We start from the raw sequence: 18687 nt of genomic DNA, 5'->3' as shown, positions 1-18687 counted from the left end.
CCGCCCGGGAGGCCGGGCGGAACGGGGTGTTGCAGCGCGGCCACGCCAACCAATGTCTGATGGACTTAGGTGAATATGACGACATCGGGGCTTGCTGAGACAGCGCTCATGCTGCGATTATCCCCGCCTTAGGGGTTTAGGGGCGGTAATTATGCGGATACTGACTGGATATTTGGCTGGCGCGCTCTTGGCGACCACGGCGTTGCCGGCGATTGCCGCCGATCTCATCATCGACGAAACACCGATCGAGGTCTGGCCGGTGACGATTTCGTCAACCGGTTTCTACGTCGGTGCGCATGCCGGCCCCACCATAGTCGGTCTCGAGTATGATCCGGATTTTGATCCGCCGGAGGTTTATCAGTTCGCCAAGCCCAGCCTCACGGCGGGTGTCGCCTTCGGTTGGGACACCATGCTCGGCTCCAACCTCGTCGGGGGTGTCGAGCTGCGCTACGACCTGTTCAGCGCGGCCTTCACGCCGTTCGACCCGGATGACGACCTGTTCCGGTTTCACGACACCATCTCGGCGACCGGCAAACTCGGTTATCTGGTGGCCCCCGGCACCCAGGTCTATGGGGTGCTCGGATTTGGTTCTGCCGGGTTCGAAGCGCCCGAAGGCTTTGCCGACTGGGTCAATGGCCGGGCCATCGGCCTCGTCGCCGGTGTCGGCGCCGAGACGCGGTTGACCGATCAGCTCAGCGCCAATGTCGACCTGCGCTACTTCAGTGCGCTCGACAGCTTCACCACCGCCGATGGAGTTTCATTCCTGCCGCGCTACCTCGCGGTGACGGCCGGTCTCAAGTACCGCTTCGACGACGGCCTTGGCCACATGACCGCCGAGCCCGAGCAGATCGATTTCGACTTCACCGGCCCCAATGTCTCGCTTTCGGCTCTCGCCGTCGCCGCCAGCATGGAGCGTATCAATATCGTCACCCCCGGTGCCGATGTTGGCCCGTTCTGGAGCGAGGGTGTGGGGATCGGCATCGGCTTGGGCTATGACTTCGACATCGGCAACGGCTGGGTGATTGGCGCCACCGCCAACCTCGACTACACCCCGCTGGTGTTCGACGATGCGGCGGGCAACGGCGGGCTCGTGGACGCTCCCACCAAGTTCGCGACCGTGGACACCGTGATCAGCGCCGGTGTGCGCCTGGGCGTCAAGACCAACCCGTCGACGCTGGTTTATGGCAAAGCGGGCATCGCCGGGATAAACACCCACGCCGACGAGGAGTTTTTTGCACTCGACGGCGGCGGCAGCGCTCTGTTGCCGGCAGTTCAGTTCGGCCTCGGCGTTGAAACCGCGATCGCCGACCAGGTTACCCTTGGCGTCGAGGGTAACTACACGGCAGCGACCAGCCCGCTGGTCACCGACAACACGCAGTTGGACCAGATTGAACTGTGGCCCACCCTGCTGACCGGCAAGGTGACGCTGAAGTATCACTTCTGACCGGCGGTACGCCGCCGGTAACTCTTTGACATCGCCGGGACAAGACGGCTTCGTTGCGAAATGCTAGCCTCCGGCAGTTTCGCGCGTGGAGGACGACATATGGCGAAGAAGCCGACCGTTGAGGAGGCTCCGGCCGACGGCCCCAAGGCCGGGGTGGTGTGGCGCGAAGAAGCGATGCAGACGCAGTTCGCCAACGTGGTGAACGTGCAGGGCACCCGCGAGCAGGTCGATATCTTCTTCGGCACCAACCGCACCTGGAACGCCGAATCCGGCGGGCAGGTCACGGTGGAGCTGTCCAACCGCATCATCCTGACCCCGCTTGCCGCCAAGCGCCTCTCGACCATTCTCGCCAACGTCCTGCGAGAGCACGAGCGCCGCTACGGCACGCTCGAGGTCGAATAAGCCAGAAATGCCATGAGCGACCGACGCCAGGCGCTGGAGGATGGCGACGAGGCTGACATCGTCGCGCGCCCGGCCAGCTCCTCCGACGGCGCGCTCTGGCGGCAGCTCCTTGGTTCCGACGAGCCACAGGGCTTCGCAGCCGCCTTCCTGACGCTGCAGGCGCAGCAGTTGGCTGGCGTACGCGCGAGTGCCGTGTTCGAGATCGCAGCGGGCGGGCTGAAGCCGCTGGCGATATGGCCGGCCAACGCGGCGATTGCCGATCTCGAAAGTCTCGCCGCTTTGGCGGTCGCCGAGCAGCGCCCGGTGCTGCGCCAGGCCGGTCGTGGCGCGCGCTCGCGCCGGGTCATTGCCCAGCCGGTGGAGGCGGGCGGCAAGCCCGTTGCCGTCGCCGTGGTGGCGCTTAGTGTCGATGACGATGCCGAGGCGCCGGCCCGGCAGATGCGCCAGCTGCAATGGAGCATCGCCTGGCTGCGGGAATATTTCCAGCGCGATGGCGATGCGGACCTGCGTGGGGAGCGCGATCGGTCGCGCGCTACGCTCGAGCTGCTCGCCACCGTGGTCGATCGCGGCGATTTCCGCACCGCGGCGCTGGCGGCGGTGACCGAAATGGCGCTGCGTTTCGGCTGCTCGCGCGTCAGCCTTGGCTTCGTGCGCTGGGGCCGCAGCCGCGTCGCCGCCATCTCGCACACCTCGACCTTCTCCACCCGCATCCAGCTGGTACAGCAGATCAGCGGCGCGATGGACGAGGCCATCGACCAGAAGTCGATCCTGCGCTACCCGCCGGCCCCCGAGGACGTGGTGTTCACCACCGCGCATGCCGCGCTCGCCGCCGCCCACAAGGGTGGCAACATCCTCACCGTGCCGCTGCTGGTGGTCGACAGCTTTGCCGGCGCCATCTGTTTCGAGCGCCCGGTGGAGCAGCCGTTCGACGAGGAGACGGTGCGCCTGCTCAGCGTCGTGGCGGCTGCCCTAGGCCCGGTGCTGACCGAGAAGCGCCGCAATGACCGCTGGCTGGTGGTCAAGGCCTGGGACAGCCTGACCCAGCAACTGACAAAGCTGCTCGGCCCGGGGCATCTGGGCCGCAAAATGGTGGCGCTCCTCGCGCTCCTCGCCGTGGCGGTACTGTCGTTCTGGACCGATACGTTTCATGTCGTCGCCGACGCGCAGTTGGAGCCGGCCGAACGGCGCTCCGTGGTTTCCGCCTATGATGGGTACGTGCAGACCGCGTCCGCCCGTGCCGGCGACCTGGTCAAAGCCGGGCAGGAACTCGCCAGCCTCGAGGATCGCGAGCTCAGCCTCGAGCGGCTGCGCTGGGTCACCGAGCGGCAGCAGCACCAGTTCGAATATGATCGCGCGCTGGCCTCGCGGCAGCCGGCCAATATCAATATCGTCAAAACCCAGATCGAGCAGGCCGACGCGCAGATCCGCCTTATCGACGAGCAGATCGCCCGCACCCGGCTGATCGCCCCATTCGATGGCCTGGTGGTGCGCGGTGACCTCTCCCAGCGGATCGGCGCCTCCGTCGGGCGCGGTGAAACGCTGTTCGAACTCTCGCCGCTCTCGGGCTATCGCGTCGTGGTGACAGTGGGCGAACGCGATATCGGCGAGCTCACGGTCGGCCAGCCCGGCGAAGCGGTGTTCGCCTCGCTGCCCGAAGAACCCATCCCGATCGTCATCGATCGCATCACCCCGGTAGCGCTGGAACACGCCGGCGGCGTCGGCTTCCGGGTCGAAGCCACCATAGCGGGCGACCTGTCCCGCCTGCGACCCGGGATGACCGGCGTTGCCCGGGTGGCGATCGATCGCCGGCCGGTGATTGCCATCTGGCTCAGGCCCTTCCTCGACTGGATGGGCCTCGTCTGGTGGCGGCTGGTGCCGTAGGCGCGCCATGGCCCAGTCGCTGTTCAGCTCCTCGTGGTATCGCGTCAGTGGCCTGCAGCCGCGGCTGCGCGGCCAGGCGCGCATCCATCGCCAGCGCTTCCGGCGCCGCATCTGGTACGTGCTCGAGGACCAGCAGAACGGCAAGTTCCATCGGCTGTCTTCCGCCGCCAACCTGGCTGTAGCGCTGATGGATGGCCGGCGCAGCATGGAACAGATCTGGGACATGGTGGGCCAGAAGGCCGGCGACGATCCGCCGACCCAGGATGAGATGATCCTGCTGCTGTCGCAGCTGCATGCCGCGGACCTGCTGCAGACCGAATTGCCGCCCGATTTCACCGAGCTGGCGGAGCGTTCGGCCAAGACCGCGCGCACCAATGTCATGTCGCGGCTGAAGAACCCCCTGGCGCTGCGCCTGCCGCTATGGGATCCGGACCGCTTCCTTGAAGCCACCGCCTGGTTGGTGCGACCGATCTTCACCATCTACGGGCTGCTCGCCTGGATTGCGCTGGTGATATCAGGCCTCGTTGTCGTCGCCCTCAACTGGGGTGCGCTGCAGGCCGCCGCCGGCGGTCAGCTGATGAGCGCCGGCAACCTCGCCATGATTGCCCTCGCCTACCCGGTGGTGAAGGCGCTGCACGAGGCCGGGCACGCCTATGCCGCCAAGGTGTTCGGTGGCCATGTGCACGAGTTCGGCCTGATGCTGCTGATCCTCGTGCCGGCGCCCTATGTCGATGCCACCGCCGCCACCGCCTTCGCCAGCAAGTGGCAGCGCATCGTGGTCAGCGGCGCCGGCATCATGGTCGAGTTCGGCCTCGCGGCGCTCGCGGCCATCTTCTGGGCCAGCGCCGAGCCCGGATTGGCGCGCGAAATCGCCTTCAGCGTCATGCTGATCGGCGGCGTCTCGACCCTGTTATTCAATGGCAATCCGCTGCTCCGCTTCGACGGCTATTACGTGTTCATGGATTGGCTGGAGATCCCCAATCTCGCCACCCGGGCCAACCGCTATATCGGCTACCTGGTGCAGCGCTATGCCTTCGGGCTGACCCAGACCGAGAACCCCTCGCATGAGCCCTCGGAGCGGGTCTGGCTGTTCTTTTATGCCATCCTCGCCTTCATCTACCGCATCGTCTTGAGCCTCGGCATCGCGCTGCTCATCGCCACCCAGCTGTTCTTCATCGGCGTGCTGCTGGCGATCCTCACGCTCTCCACCACCTTCGTCATCCCGGTAGCCAAGATGCTCGGCTACCTGTTCTCGTCGCCGGCCCTGCACAACAAGCGCCGCCGCGCCCTGACGGTGAGCGGCGCGGCGCTGGCTCTGTGCGTGATCCTGCTCGGGCTGTTGCCGCTGCCCTATGCCACGGTGGCGCAGGGCGTCGTCTGGTTGCCGGGTGAGGACGAGGTGCGGGCCGGCACGGCCGGCATCGTCACAGAGTTCATGGCCGCCGATGGCTCGAGCGTTGCTGCTGGCGCCCCGCTGCTGCAGCTCGAGGATGCCGGCATCGCGGCCCGGCGCGCGGTGATCGACGCGCGTCTCGCCGAGCTCGACCTGCGTTACGAGGCCCTGCAGTTCACCGATCGCGTGCAGGCGGCCGAAACGCTGCAGCAGCGCGACCACGTCGCGGCGCAGCGCCGCGACCTCGACACGCGCGAGGCGGCGCTGCTGGTTTCCGCCCGGGCCGGCGGGCGGTTCATCGCTGTCGGTCCCAACCTTGTCGGCCGCTACGTCCGTCAGGGCGAACTGCTGGGCTATGTCGTGAGTTCGGAAGACCCGATCATCCGGGTGGTGATTCCGCAATCCGAGGTCGATCTGGTGCGGGCCCGCACCGACGGCGTCGAGGTGCGCTATTCCTTTGATCCGGGTGCCGCCTTGCCGGGCAGTGTCACCCGGGAAGTGCCGACGGGGCAGAACGATCTGCCCAGCCTCGCCCTCGCGGCGCGAGCCGGCGGCGACATCGCCGTCACCCACAGCGCCGACGGCACGCCCGTGGCGCTCGAGCGGCTGTTCGTGATCGACGTCACGACCAAGCGCCCCGAGGGGCTCCTCGCCTATGGGGCGCGCGCCTATGTGCGCTTCGACCATGGCGCCGAGCCGGTCTATCAGAGGCTGCAGCGTGCCGTACGGCAGACGCTGCTGCGGGTGTTCGGTGCCTGACGCGCCCGCCTCGAGCTTCGCGCTGCCGGCGCTGAAACCCTATCCGGTGGTGCTGCCGCCGGAACGCAAGGGGCTCGACAAGCACGCCCATGCGCTGCTGGCCCGCCTCAGCCTGCCCTTTGCGCGCCGGCACCTCTTGGCGCTGCAGCATGCCGTGCGGGTCGCCGGCAAGCTGGAGCCGCAGTTCAGCGGGCTCGATGACGCGGCCCTCGACCGCGCGGCCCGCGACGTGTCGATGCGCCTCAGGCGCCAGGGCGTCGAGAAGATGCCGCTGCGCGCCGAAGCGCTGGCGCTGATCCGCGAGGTGACCCGTCGCACCCTCGGCAACCGGGCCTATGACGTGCAGCTGCTCGGAGCGGCGACGCTGATGGCCGGCCACATCGCCGAAATGGCCACCGGCGAAGGCAAGACCATGACCGCCGCGATGGCCGCGGCGCTCACTGCCCTCGCCGGCCGGCCCGTGCACGTGGTCACCGTCAACGATTATCTCGCCGAGCGCGATGCCGAGCTCGGCGAGCCATTGTTCAGCCGGCTCGGCTTTACGCTCGGGATCGTCATTTCCGGCCAGCAGCTGGCCGAGCGGCAGGCCGCCTATGCCTGCGACATCGTTTACTGCACCAACAAGGAACTGACCTTCGACGCCCTGCGCGACCGGCTGGTGCTCGGCGATGGCGACGGCGATACGCGGCTGCGTTTCGAGGCCTTGCGCGGCGAAGACACGCGGCAGAAGAAGCTCCGGATGCGCGGCCTCGTCGCTGCCATCGTCGACGAGGCGGACAGCGTGCTGGTCGACGAGGCGCGCACCCCGCTGATCATCTCGGAGAGTGCGCCGTTGCCATTCGACCTGGCCTCGGCTGAGGAGGCGCTCAGGCTGGCCGAACTGCTGCAGCAGGGGCGCGATTACGAGATCGTGGCGCTCGAGCATCGCGTCGGACTGACGCCGGCCGGCCGTGAAACCATCGCCGATTTCGCCCAGGGGCGCGGCGAGCAGTGGCGTGGTGTGATCCGGCGCGAAGAGCTGATCCGCCAGGCGATCTCGGCCATCCGGCTGTTCCATCGCGACCACCATTACATGGTGCGCGAAGGCAAGGTGGTGATCATCGACGAGCATACCGGCCGCGCCATGCCGGATCGCAGCTGGAGCGATGGCCTCCACCAGCTGGTCGAGGTCAAGGAAGGGCTGGAGCCCAGTATGGCGCGGCGCACCCTGGCCCGCATGACCTACCAGCGTTTCTTTCGTCGCTACCAGTATCTGGGCGGGCTCACCGGCACGGCAAGCCAGGTGGCCGGCGAACTGAAGCTGGTCTATGGCCTGGACGTGGTCCCCATCCCCACGCATCGCAAGCTGCAGCGGGTGACGGTGCCCGCCAGCGTCCATGGTTCGGCCGAGCGCCACTGGCAGGCCGTCATCGAGCGTGTCAGGCAATTGCATGAGCGTGGCGCCCCGGTGCTGATCGGCACCCGGTCGGTCGCCTCCTCGATCGAAGCCGGCAGGCGCCTCGGCGAGGCGGGCCTGCCGCATCAGGTGCTCAACGCCCGGCAGGATGCAACCGAAGCCGAGATCGTCGCCGGAGCCGGCAATCGCGGCGCCATCACCATCGCCACCAACATGGCCGGGCGGGGGACCGACATCAAGCTCGGCCCCGGCGTCGAGGAACTGGGCGGCCTGCATGTGGTGATGATCGAGCGGCACGAAGCGCGCCGCATCGACCGGCAGCTCGCCGGGCGCAGCGGCCGCCAGGGGCAACGTGGCCGCTTCGAGCCGATCCTCTCGGTCGAGGATCCAATCCTCGTCGATGGCGGCGGCAAGTGGCTGGCCGGCATGGCGCGCGGCTTCTTGGCGGTGCTCGGCTCGCGCGGCGCGGCGTTCTGCATCAACCTGGCGCAGCTGCGTCTCGAGCGCACCCATGCCGGCATGCGGCGGTCGCTCTTGCGCAGCGATGCGCAACAGGCCAAGACCCTCGCCTTCTCAGGACGTGGAGAATAAGCATGCGGCTCGCCGCTCTCTGCCTGTTGCTCGGCTTCAGCCTTGCTGCCCCGGTCGCGGCGCAGGACAGCATCACCGGGTTGTTCGATTGCGTGGCGAGCCCGGCGCGGACGGTCAAACTCGGCAGCCCGGTCACCGGTCTCCTCGCCGATATGCAGGTGCGGCGCGGCGACCCGGTGGAAGCCGGCCAGCCGGTGGCGCGGCTCGAGTCCTCCGTCGAGGAGGCCAATGTCCGGCTTGCCGAAACCGAGGCCGACGCGGGCGAGGCGATTGCCGCGCAGCGCCAGCGGCTCGACGTGGCGCTGGCAACGCTGGAGCGCTCCCGTGCCTTGCTCAAGTCCGGTTCGGTCACCCGCTCGCGCATCGATGAGCTCGAGGCCGCGGTGGAGATCACCCGGCTCGATCTCGCCGGGGAAGAGCGCAAGGCCGAACTGGCGGCGCAGGAACTGGTGCGGCAGCGGGCCATGCTGGATCGGATGACCATTCACGGGCCGATCGCCGGCGTCGTCACCTCGATCGATACCCAGGTCGGCGAGTTCGTCCGCCAGGACTCGATCATCGCCACCATCGTCCAGACCGACCCGCTGCTGGTCGATGCCTATCTGCCCACCGAGCTTTGGGCCGGCACCAAGCTCGGCGCCGACGTCACGGTCGAGATCGACCGGCCGGAACCGGTCAAACTCAAGGGCCGGATCATCGTCGTCGACTCGGTGTTCGACACGGCCTCCAACACCTTCGGCGTCCGCGTCGAACTGCCCAACCCCGGCAGCACCATCCCCGGCGGGCAACGCTGCCGGCTGGATCTGGGGGCTGGTTGAACCCAGAACGATCAGGGCCGATCGCTATGGTACGGCCAGCGGTCGCAGACATCACCAATGGTCTGGGCAATATCAAGTGTCACCGACTCACCATAGTTCGAGTAGATGTATGGGGCGCAGCTGGCCAGAAGCGAAAGCGCCTGGGGACGTTCCAGGCGAGCTATATGGTTGGGTAAGCGGTCAAGCAGTCCAGACACGAGTTCTGGCTTTAGATGTCCAACAACGGCATTGATAATACGCGAAATTGTCCAATCGTCTTCGGTCTCTGCCAACTCAAGAACCTGGGTAAGAAGCGTGTCCCGTTGATCAGCAGCCAGGCGAGTAGAAATTTCGGCTAGCGCTCGGCATCGCCATTCCGGGTACTCCAGCCCGTTCGCAATCTCCAATGCTCCCGGTATGATGTCTGAGGCATCTTCCTTGGCCATGCTCTGCAATACGTTTGACAGTCCGTTGAAGGTGTCTTCTTCACTGCCGGTTTGTTGTGCTGCCGAGAGCGCCAGCGACAGGGTGCTCAGGCGTTCGGTTCGCGGCAGGCAGCCTGCAATCGACGCAAGGGCCAGCGCCCTATAGCGTTCCCAATCCATCGCTTCCACGGCACGGAGCGCCTTTGCGACCAGTTGGCTGTCATGCTCCGGGGTGACAAGACCAACGATGTCAGGCAGTAGCGTATCCCGGGTAGCGTCTGATCCGATCTTTGCCGCGGCATCCAACGCCAGTGAGATGTACCTTGTATTGTCACCAGCGGTGGCACGGGCCAGAGCCGCATAGGCCTTCGCTTTAGGCTGCTCATCCTTGATATCGACAAGCAGCAGATCAATGCGCTGGATCAGCGCCACAGCGCAGGGTTTCGGGCAATACGATGCAGCGGTCTGAATGATTACGTCCCGGGGATATACTGAGCGAAGCTGAGGCATTTCAGCAAGGTCAAGCAGGCGGGTTATTGACTGTTCCCGCTGGTTGTCGGGTTGGGTGCCAAGGTTACCAAAGAGTGCGCGAACCTCGTCATCGCTCTCCATCGATGGTTCTTCGAGTGTCGGAATTTCTGTGAGGATGTTCGCGTCACGCGCAGGATCGAGATAGCCGCGGATCCGCGCCAGGTTGTTTCGCCTTGTCCAACCGTCCGCCGCCGACTTTGCCAAGTTCACCGCCTTCAGGATGATCTGGGCACGCCCGTCTCCTTCGAGGCAACGGCCAAGTGCAACAAGAGAATCGACTGCAGAATGCGGCCATCCGATAGTCTCGGCAACCGCGAGAGCTCGTTTCTCTAATGTCTCATTCGGCTCTACCGCGAGTTTTTCGGCGATTGCGGCTATGATCCTCGCCTTATGATACTCTTTCGCTGCGGCGAAACTCAACATACGCAACACAAGTTCAGGTTGGTCCCGTGGGGAAAGGCACCCGGCAAGTTCTGAAAGGCCTAGCGAGAACAAGCCAGTGAGCTTGTCCACCTCTTCAGGTCCGGGCAATTGCCTGGAAAGCAATCCTGTCGTCCTCTGGGCTGGAAATTGCTTGGCAATGGCTGCGATTGTAGAGGAGGACGTGGTCAGCCGGCTGAGCTCTTCCGCCATCGCTATCACCCTGGAGCCCAACGCGTCCTGGTCTGGCGCCAATCGCATGGCGATCGCTGCCAGCACCTTCGCTCTGGCGTCTTCGTTAACTGTCTGTGCGATAGCCAATACCCGAAACAGCAGCGCTTCGTCACGGACCGGGTCAAAGTTCGTTGCACATACGTCAAGCGGATAGGGTTTGTCGTTCCCCCGCTGAAGCTGCCCAATGGCGCCAACAGCATCAGCGAGTACCCGCGTTCGATGGTCGGCATCGAGATGTTCGGCGATCGCAATGACTGCTTTCACCCTAGCGTGCGCTCCGTCGTCCCAGGGGATAGACGCTGCCGCACTGAGCAGTGCGGACGCAAGCCCAGCGTCTCCCTCACGTCGCAACAATTCAGCGACGGTCAGTAAGACTTTTGCTCTGGGCCACAGATCGCCAATACCGTTGGCTGCACTGATAGCGTTCGAAAGAATGTCGGCCCGTCTGTCCGGCGGGAACCGGTCCCCAACCGTTGCGCGCGCACAAATCCTGGCGGCCAGCGCCCTGTCGTCTTCCGCCGAGATTGCTTCCACTGCCTGCAGGACGATGGCGCACAAGGCATGGCCGGGCTCGATTAACCGGGCAATAGCCGCGAACGCAGTTGCCCGGTCCGCGCCGTCGTCCAGGCCGCCGGCAATTGTCACCATGCGCCAGACCAGTTCAGCACCGTGTCCTGGTGAAACGCGCTCAGCGATCGACACCAGCGCTTCGGATCGCCAGTAACTCTCGCTGATTTTCTCGACTACGGAGAGCGTGCGAGACCAGAGGTCAAGAGGGCACTCCGGCGAAAGGCGCTCGGCGATTTTTTTCACCAAAGACGCTTGATCGAAGTTGCTTTCAAGTGATCCCGTCAAAGACAGGCATTGCATCAATAGATCAGCATCGCGCTCAGCAGTCAGGACCTCGACAACGTACCCGACATAGAGGCTGGAATACGTGCTTTCAGCTTCCGCGAGGTCCGCAATCTCAGACAACATGCGCTCGAGTATCGCCGACCGTTCAGCGGGCGGTAGCTGGACAGCGATCCCCACAAATGCCTCCGCGTACCACCTGACACTGCCAAAGGCTTCGACTTCGCTCAGGATCAATTTTCTTGTGGTCGGATCCGCCACTGCGAAGAGAGGTGGCAGGCCGTAGAGCTGGGCGCTGCCGTCCTGACGCAACAGCTGGTGCAGGGCCTGGCGAACTGACATCCGGCCGTTGCGGATTAGCAGTGTGAGCAATTGCCACGGAATATTTGCGCCGACGCTTTGCAGCGAACTCAGGATAAGCGCCGCGCGCATCATTATCGCGAAACGCTTGCCTTTCTCGAAGTGATGGGCGTCGCGAAAGTAGCCCTTAACGGTTTCGACGTCGGTGACGTAGCGAATAGTGCCGGCGTCCTGCTCCAGCCAAATCTGTTGCCAGCGAGACGCCAGGATTGCCTCGAACGCGTCAGGTGCTGCCCGGGCAGCAACAAGGTGGCTCACATAGTGGTTGCGGACGTAGTCGGGAATCTCATCCGGGCGAGCATCACCATCAACGATGCTGCGGCACCAGGTGACGATGCCAGCCAAGGCGTTGTGCATGGAGCCGCCCTTGAAATACTCCGTCTGGAAATATTCGGCGAATTTGGGATGCTGGAAGGTATAGCCGGTCGAGACGCCATCGCCGATAAGGAAGCGTTGCAGCGGTTGGAGTGCAGCAACCGACAGGTGAAAGGCGTCGTCCTTGGTGGCTATAGCGCAAATACGCTCCAGGTCGCGGTGCAGCAACGGACCCTGAGCCGCGGTCAGGACGGCAAGGGGGACTTCCACCGCATTCGCCCAGTGCCCGTCGGTTGCCGGGGAGCCGACCTGCGTCTCGAACCAGTGGCGAAAGAACCCGGCGTAGCCTGACTCGAGTCCTGCCAGATCCGCTGCTTCTGTCCGACCAGGTTCGATGCCAAGCATTTGCGCATACTGGCGCACCAGCAAGGGCTCCCCTTGTGTCAGACGCACAAGTTCCGCGAGCGTGCTGGCCTTGGCTGCAATCGGCTCGGCCGCGGGCCCCATCGACGCGACCGCCTGAGCTACCCCTTCCTGACTCAAGGGCTCAACCGTGAGGACCTTGGTCCTGTCGGTGGAATGCGGCCACTCGATGCGGTCCAGCCAATCGCGGCCGTCGGCCGAGTCTCCCATCAACCGCCGGGCCGAAACGACGATGCGAAGCATTCGGCCGCTTGCCGCGAGGATATTCCGGCTGAAGGACCAGCCTCCCGTCTCGTCGAGACCATCGATGATCATCAGCGTCGGCACGGTGCCGGCATTGATCCTGTCGAGAAGTTCAAGGCAGCGGGCGCGATAAGATCGATCGAGATCGTGGGTGAAATGGCCAGCCCTTTCGCCGGCGATCCGCGCGAGCTGATGCGCCAGCGCCTCGTAGACGATTGCGGGCTGGTTGGTTTCAAACCGATTGCTGATCGGCGCGAACACGACGCGCCATTGCTGTGTCGGTATCGCTTTGATCCAGTGCGCCAGCAGTGAGGTCTTACCTCGCCCTGCGACAGCTGTGATTAGCAGTCGCGGTGCCGCGTCGGGCTGTTTCAGCCAGGTCGCCAGCTCCGAGAGCTCCTTGTCTCTGCCGCCAAACGGAACCGGATCCTCTTCGTCGCCGATATAGTAGCGCCAGAACCGGCGTATCGATTGATCGTATTCGGGGCTTGTCGCCGAACGGGCGTACCCAGGAAGCTGGGCCTCGTCTGCCTCGACCGACGCTGTATCGCTGTTCTCAGCCAGTTCGGGTGAGGTGCCGTACAGGCGCTCGCGCTCAGTCGCTTTGGCCAGAATTTCTCTGGCGCGACGTCCTCCTTCGGTGTGCTCCGGCACGATAGATATGAGTTCATCGATCCAGCCGTCTCGTTCAGCGACATCGATCAGTTGGTGGATTTCGGAGGCAAGATTGCCAGTGACGACCAGGTGTTCGTATTTGCGCTCTACGGGCAACAGCGCCAAAGCCATTTTCAGGGCCTGTCTGTCGAAGCGGCCCAAGACTTCCCACAAACCACGTTTATCAGATGCATCCAGCAAGGTTGAGTTCCGTATCTCGTTCAACTCGGCAGCACGCCGTTCTTGACCAGTCGCTGCGCGACACGCTCGATCGGCACACACTGATTTCCGGTGCCGTCGCCGCCGGCCTGATGCAGTGCCACGATGGCAAGATCGATGTTGACCACCGGCGATCCTGACGAACCCTTCAGTGTGTTCGCGGTGTGCCGCAGGCGGAGGTCCTCCGGTTTGAGCGAATTCTTCGAGTTGCCGAATGCAAAACGCTGCGGCAATCCCTCCGGGTGCTGCACGATCAGCAGCACATCATCTTGGCTGGGCGCGGCACCGTGCGCCACGATATCGACCTGTCCGCGTGCCATCCCCGGCTCAACCTCATCGTCACCGACGCGCTCCGCCAGCCGGATGACCGCATAATCGAGCTCTCCCTCCGTGGGTGCCGCCGTGCCCTCGTTGCGCTCCGCCGAACCCGGGGGACTGGCATCGACCAGCCAGTCGGCGGCGAATTTGCATTCCCGTCCGTTGCCGGTGGTCGGCGGCTCGGCCACGTCGAAGCGACAGGTGATGCCGGAGACATCAGTGCCATTGCCAGCGGCGGGCTTGAAGCTGCGGATGACGTGATAGTTGGTGATCAAGAGGTCGGGACCGATCAGCCAGCCGGTTCCGAAGCCGGGTCTGTCGCTGGGTCTGCTTACATGCTCGATGCGGCAGACACGCCGCCGCAGCATGGCGAGCTTGGTCAGCCAGCCGTCGGGTTTGAGAAAGTCTTGACTGGGGTTCAGTATATCCTGGAGGTTCCAGCGTTCCGGTGTCGGCCCAGCGACGTCGACGGTCAGCCCGAAGGTCTCCTGGAAGCGGCGCAGCCGCGGTGCACCGGGGTTGGCGGCGGCAAGGCCCTCGATGAGTTCGCGCGTCCACCCCTGCATCTTGGCCTTTTGGATGAGGTCAAACGCCTGGCTCGGATAGTCCACCATCGGCGACGCGTAGTTGGCTAAAGGCTGTCTCCCCAGATCGGCCACGAGCGCAGCGTTCAGGGTGAACACCGTGAAATCTTCGACGATCGCCTGCCAGAGCAGCTTGAATTGAAAGCCGGTGAGCGCATCCCAATCGACGGAGCCGTTCATTTTTGCGTCGTGACCTCGATCTCGATGGGCGAATCGTCATCGCCATCGGCTTGCGCCTGCCCAGTCTCGTCGCCAGCTGTCTCGGCTTGCAGCATGAAACTGCCGTGAGGCAGATGCAGCCAAAGCCGCCCCTCGGTATCGGTCACGCGTCCAACCTCGGGAATCGGGGCGCTGCCGCGCGCAATCTGTACGATGGCGCCGGCGACGGGCTGACAGCCGACATCGCGCACCACCGTCGGCGACTTTGCTTCATGAAATAGCTCGCGACGCTTGCGCCAAGTCTGCTGCCCTAACCAAGCAACTTTCGCGCAGAATGATCCGCTCGTCCAGACAAGGTCTGTGCGAAAGACTTGGGCGAACAGACGTTTTCATTGTGCGCCAGAGGCCATGCGGTGCGAGACGGTGGCGCTTGCCTCTCAGCCGCCAGCACCCGCCCGAGACGATCCGGGGCATGATCGATGCGTCGCAGGTCGAGCAGGAGCGCCTGCAGCTACCAGGCTTTGACTATGCGATGGTTCTGGGCAGAATGTCTGTTGCGGGGCTGGCTGAACAAATAAATCCTTTGGGGGAGCAAGCAATGTCCAAAACGACGCCGGAACAGCACTGGTCGAAGCCGGTCGGCATGTTGCCAAACAGCCGCTTTCCCCTGCTGGTACATCGGGGCGGCATTTCCGGAGGCGGCGAAGCCGCGGTGCTGGCGCGGTTCAGGAGCAATGGCTGGCTCAACAACTGGCGCTATCCCGGCGTTTACACCTATCCGCATTTCCACTCGACGACGCATGAATGTCTCGGCGTGGCGGTGGGCTGGATGGAGGTGGCGCTGTTCGGCAAGGGCGGCATCCGCGTGCGGGTGTCGGCGGGCGATGTCATCGTGATGCCTGCCGGCGTATCGCACGCCATGGTGGATCACTCCGACGACGTCATGCTGATCGGCGGCTATCCCGATGGCCGGGACTGGGACAATATGCAGGAGGACCACCTGAGCGAGGAAGGCCGCAGGGCCGCGGTGAAACGCATCATGATGCTGCCGATCCCGACGCGCGACCCGGTCACCGGCGAGGCCATGGCGGAATGGATCGACGCGCCATCGTCGGTCGATGCCGACCTCAACGACTTCCGTGACGGTCTCGATCCGGTCTGAGACCGGCTGAGCACGAAGAGCTGCAGCCCTGGCGCTAGCCCAGGATCATCTCGGCGGCCTTCTCGGCGATCATGATCACCGGTGAGTTGGTATTGCCCGAAACGATCGTCGGCATGATCGAGGCATCGACGACGCGCAACCCCGTGAGGCCGCGGACCCGCAACTGGCTGTCGACCACGGCCATCGTGTCGTCGCCCATCCGGCAGGTGCCGACCGGATGGAAGATCGTCGTCGCGATGTCGCCGGCTTTCCTCGCGAGGTCGGCGTCGTCCTCGAAGCCGGGGCCGGGGAGGAATTCTTCCGGCTCGAACTGGGCGACGGCGCGGGTCCGCATCAGCGTCCGCGCGTGCCGGATCGAGTTGGCGGCAACCAGCCGGTCATTCTCGGTGGCAAGGTAGTTGGGCCGAATCTTCGCCGCCGCCGAAGGCTCCGGGCTCTCCATGTGCACGGTGCCGCGGCTCTCGGGGCGGAGGTTGCACACCGACACCGTCACCGCCTCGAAGCGGTGCAGCGGCTCGCCCAGCCGATCGGTCGACAGCGGCTGCACGTGATACTCGAGATCGGGGGTCTGTAGCCGCGGGTTCGAGCGCGCGAAAATGCCGAGCTGGCTCGGCGCCATCGACAGGGGACCCGAGCGCTTCAGCGCATATTCGAGCCCCATGCCGGCGCGGCTGACGAGGTTATGGTAACGCCCGTTCAGCGTCCTTGCGTGTTTCACCTTGAACACAGTGCGGATCTGCAGGTGGTCCTGCAGGTTCTCGCCCACGCCATTGAGCTGGTGGCGCACGGCGATGCCGAGCCGCCCGAGCACATCGGGGCGGCCGATGCCGGAGAGCTCGAGCAGTTTTGGCGAGTTGATCGCTCCGGCTGAGAGGATCACCTCGCGCCCGGCGGTCGCCTCGACCAGGCGTCCCTTGTGGCGGAAGCGCACGCCGCCGGCCTTGCTTCCGTCGAGGAGGATCGCCTCGGTCTCCGCGCCGGTCAGTACCTGCAGGTTACCCCGCTTCAGCGCCGGTCGCAGGAAGGCCTTCGAAGTATTCCAGCGCACGCCGGCGCGCTGGTTCACCTCGAAATAGCCCGAGCCGAAATTGTCGCCGGCATTGAAGTCGGTGACCCGCGGGATGCCGAGCTCTTCGGCCGCCGCCTGGAAGGCGTCGAGGATCGGCCAGCTCAGCCGCTGCTGTTCCACCCGCCACTCGCCCCCGCCGCCATGCTGCGCCGAGGCGCCGCCATGGTGGTCCTCGGATTTGAGGAAGTAGGGCAGCACGTCGTCCCAGCCCCAGCCGGCATTGCCCAGCTGCCGCCAGCCGTCATAGTCGGCGGCCTGGCCGCGCATGTAGATCATGCCGTTGATCGATGAGCAGCCGCCCAGCACCTTGCCGCGCGGGTAGTTGAGCGAGCGGCCGTTGAGCCCCGGCTCCGGCTCGGTCCGCATCATCCAGTCGGTGCGTGGGTTGCCCATGCAATAGAGGTAGCCGATCGGAATATCGACCCAGTGGTAGCGGTCGCTGCCCCCCGCCTCGAGCAGGAGCACACGGTTACGGGGATCGGCGCTCAGCCGGTTGGCCAGCACGCACCCCGCCGACCCCGCGCCGACGATGATGTAGTCGAAGCTCCCAAAACTCTCAGTCACTACTGCCGGCCCATTTCCGCCCATACCGGCTGCATCGCGCGCGCCAGTTGTTCATAGAGGCCATAACGGCGCGCATAATGCGAGCCGCTTTCCCGGTTGGGCGCAAACTGCTTTGCCGGCGCGGTCATCGCCCGGGCGCCCTCCGCATAGTCATGGAACAGGCCGACCCCGGTCGCCGCCGCGATCGCCGCGCCGAGTGCCCCGGTCTCGCGCCCGCGCGCCACTGTCACCGGCAGTTCGAGGATATCGGCGAACATCTGCGGCCACACCGCGCTGCGCGAGCCGCCGCCCGACAGCGTCACATCGCGGATGCCGATCCCGGCCTTCCGCAGCACGTCGACGTGACCGCGATGGCCGAAGGCCACGCCTTCGAACAGCGCCCGCATCAGGTGCGCCTTGCTGTGCCAGCCGGCGATGCCGTAAAAGCCGGCGCGGGCATTGCCGTCCCACGGCGCGCCATAGAGGTAGGGGTGATAGATCGGCACATCGGCCGCCGCACCGACCGAGGCCACCAGCTCGCCCGCCTTGTCGAACGGCCTGTCTTCGCCGTGCATGAACTGGTGCACGATCCACTCGAGGTTGGCGGCAGAGGTGGCGCTCGATTCGATGGCGAGCCAGCGGCTGCGATCGAAGCTCGACTGCATGAACACCCTGCCATCATCGACCGGCGCCTCGCAGATCACCTGGTTGATGCTCCAGGTGCCGGCAATGATCGAGGCGGCGCCGGTCGCCGTCACCCCCGACCCCACGGCGCTCGCCACCACGTCGAACAGCCCGGCAACCACCGGTGTGCCGGCGGCAAGGCCGGTGAGGGCCGCCACCTCCTCGGTGACGTGGCCGGCGATGTCGTCGCTCTCCAGCACTTCGGGCAGCAGCGGCAACGCGTCTTCGAGCCCGTACGCCGCCAGCAGCTCGGCCGAGTAGCGGCGCGACGGAATGGCCAAGAGCCCGCTGCCGCTCATATCGGTGGTGTCGGTGACGCGGGCGCCGGTCAGCCGGCCGACGACGAAATCCTTGCACAGCAGCACCGTGCCGATCTCGGCATAGAGGTCAGGACGATGCCGCTTGATCCAGGCGAGCAGCGTCGGTGTCTGCGCCCCCCAGGGCTTCTGCCGGGCGATCGGCAGCACGCGGTCGCCGACGCCGGAGGCGTGCCACTCCGCGGCCAACCCCGCCGCCCGGGTATCGAGCGACTGGATGCCGAGCAGCGGCTTGCCGGCGCGGTCGAGCGCGTAGAGCCCGTTGCCATGCCCGGCACAGCCGACGGCGCGGATCTCCCGGGCGTTGACGCCGGACTTTTCGATACAGTTCTGGATCACCGTGATGGCGTTGCGCCAGAGTTCATCGAGGTCGCGTTCGACCTGGCCCGGAGCCGGCATCGACGATTGCCCGTCGAGCGCGGCGACCGCGAGTTCGCGTCCGGTGGTATCGAACAGGATCGCCTTGATCACGGTGTTGCCGGCATCGAGGCCGAGAAGATAGTCGGTCATGG

Annotated in this window: 12 protein-coding genes; 7 read left to right on the top strand and 5 right to left on the bottom strand. The window is 65.2% G+C overall.

The genetic code is table 11. The annotated features are described in order from the left end of the window. The first annotated feature begins 151 nt into the window (after positions 1-151). From VW23_RS18325 to VW23_RS18300, 6 genes are all read left to right on the top strand, one after another. Positions 152-1444 (top strand): outer membrane protein, encoded by a 1293-nt coding sequence (locus VW23_RS18325; protein WP_084646292.1) that lies wholly within the window; start codon positions 152-154, stop codon positions 1442-1444. A gap of 99 nt (positions 1445-1543) precedes the next feature. Further along, positions 1544-1846: a DUF3467 domain-containing protein gene (locus VW23_RS18320; protein ID WP_069910987.1), complete on the top strand. Its 303-nt coding sequence runs from the start codon at positions 1544-1546 to the stop codon at positions 1844-1846. A gap of 12 nt (positions 1847-1858) precedes the next feature. After that, a complete protein-coding gene (locus tag VW23_RS18315) occupies positions 1859-3727 on the top strand; it encodes an efflux RND transporter periplasmic adaptor subunit (RefSeq protein ID WP_069910986.1) in 1869 nt (622 codons plus the stop codon). 7 nt (positions 3728-3734) lie between these two features. Next, positions 3735-5879, top strand: a complete 2145-nt coding sequence (locus tag VW23_RS18310) for a peptidase M50 (protein WP_069910985.1) — start codon at positions 3735-3737, stop codon at positions 5877-5879. Then, the gene (locus VW23_RS18305; RefSeq protein ID WP_244513643.1) at positions 5872-7866 is read left to right on the top strand and encodes a preprotein translocase subunit SecA; all 1995 of its coding nucleotides are present in this window, start codon (positions 5872-5874) and stop codon (positions 7864-7866) included. Before VW23_RS18310 ends, VW23_RS18305 begins: the two co-directional genes overlap by 8 nt. Positions 7867-7868: 2 nt before the next feature. After that, complete coding sequence (locus VW23_RS18300) at positions 7869-8684, top strand: efflux RND transporter periplasmic adaptor subunit (protein ID WP_069910984.1); 816 nt, start codon at positions 7869-7871, stop codon at positions 8682-8684. A gap of 11 nt (positions 8685-8695) precedes the next feature. On the opposite strand, the gene VW23_RS18295 is transcribed toward VW23_RS18300, so the two are convergent. From VW23_RS18295 to VW23_RS18285, 3 genes are read right to left on the bottom strand one after another with little or no spacing between them, the layout of a single operon-like run. Continuing rightward, positions 8696-13321, bottom strand: coding sequence for an AAA family ATPase (locus VW23_RS18295; protein WP_141728385.1), 4626 nt, complete (start codon positions 13319-13321; stop codon positions 8696-8698). Between the two features lie 20 nt (positions 13322-13341). Beyond that, entirely contained in the window at positions 13342-14421 is a 1080-nt protein-coding gene (locus VW23_RS18290) for a trypsin-like peptidase domain-containing protein (protein WP_069910982.1), read from the bottom strand. After that, positions 14418-14651 (bottom strand): hypothetical protein, encoded by a 234-nt coding sequence (locus VW23_RS18285; RefSeq protein WP_176730434.1) that lies wholly within the window; start codon positions 14649-14651, stop codon positions 14418-14420. Before VW23_RS18285 ends, VW23_RS18290 begins: the two co-directional genes overlap by 4 nt. A gap of 347 nt (positions 14652-14998) precedes the next feature. On the opposite strand from VW23_RS18285, the gene VW23_RS18280 reads away from it, so the two are divergent. Next, positions 14999-15562 (top strand): cupin domain-containing protein, encoded by a 564-nt coding sequence (locus VW23_RS18280; protein WP_069910980.1) that lies wholly within the window; start codon positions 14999-15001, stop codon positions 15560-15562. 34 nt (positions 15563-15596) lie between these two features. On the opposite strand, the gene VW23_RS18275 is transcribed toward VW23_RS18280, so the two are convergent. Continuing rightward, positions 15597-17195, bottom strand: coding sequence for a GMC family oxidoreductase (locus VW23_RS18275; RefSeq protein WP_141728384.1), 1599 nt, complete (start codon positions 17193-17195; stop codon positions 15597-15599). After that, positions 17195-18685: an FGGY-family carbohydrate kinase gene (locus VW23_RS18270; RefSeq protein WP_069910978.1), complete on the bottom strand. Its 1491-nt coding sequence runs from the start codon at positions 18683-18685 to the stop codon at positions 17195-17197. The genes VW23_RS18275 and VW23_RS18270 overlap by 1 nt, the downstream gene beginning before the upstream one ends. Positions 18686-18687 lie beyond the last annotated feature (2 nt).

It is taken from the genome of Devosia insulae DS-56 (assembly GCF_000970465.2).
Classification (GTDB): domain Bacteria; phylum Pseudomonadota; class Alphaproteobacteria; order Rhizobiales; family Devosiaceae; genus Devosia_A; species Devosia_A insulae.
This window is presented reverse-complemented; position numbering and strand designations above follow the sequence as displayed.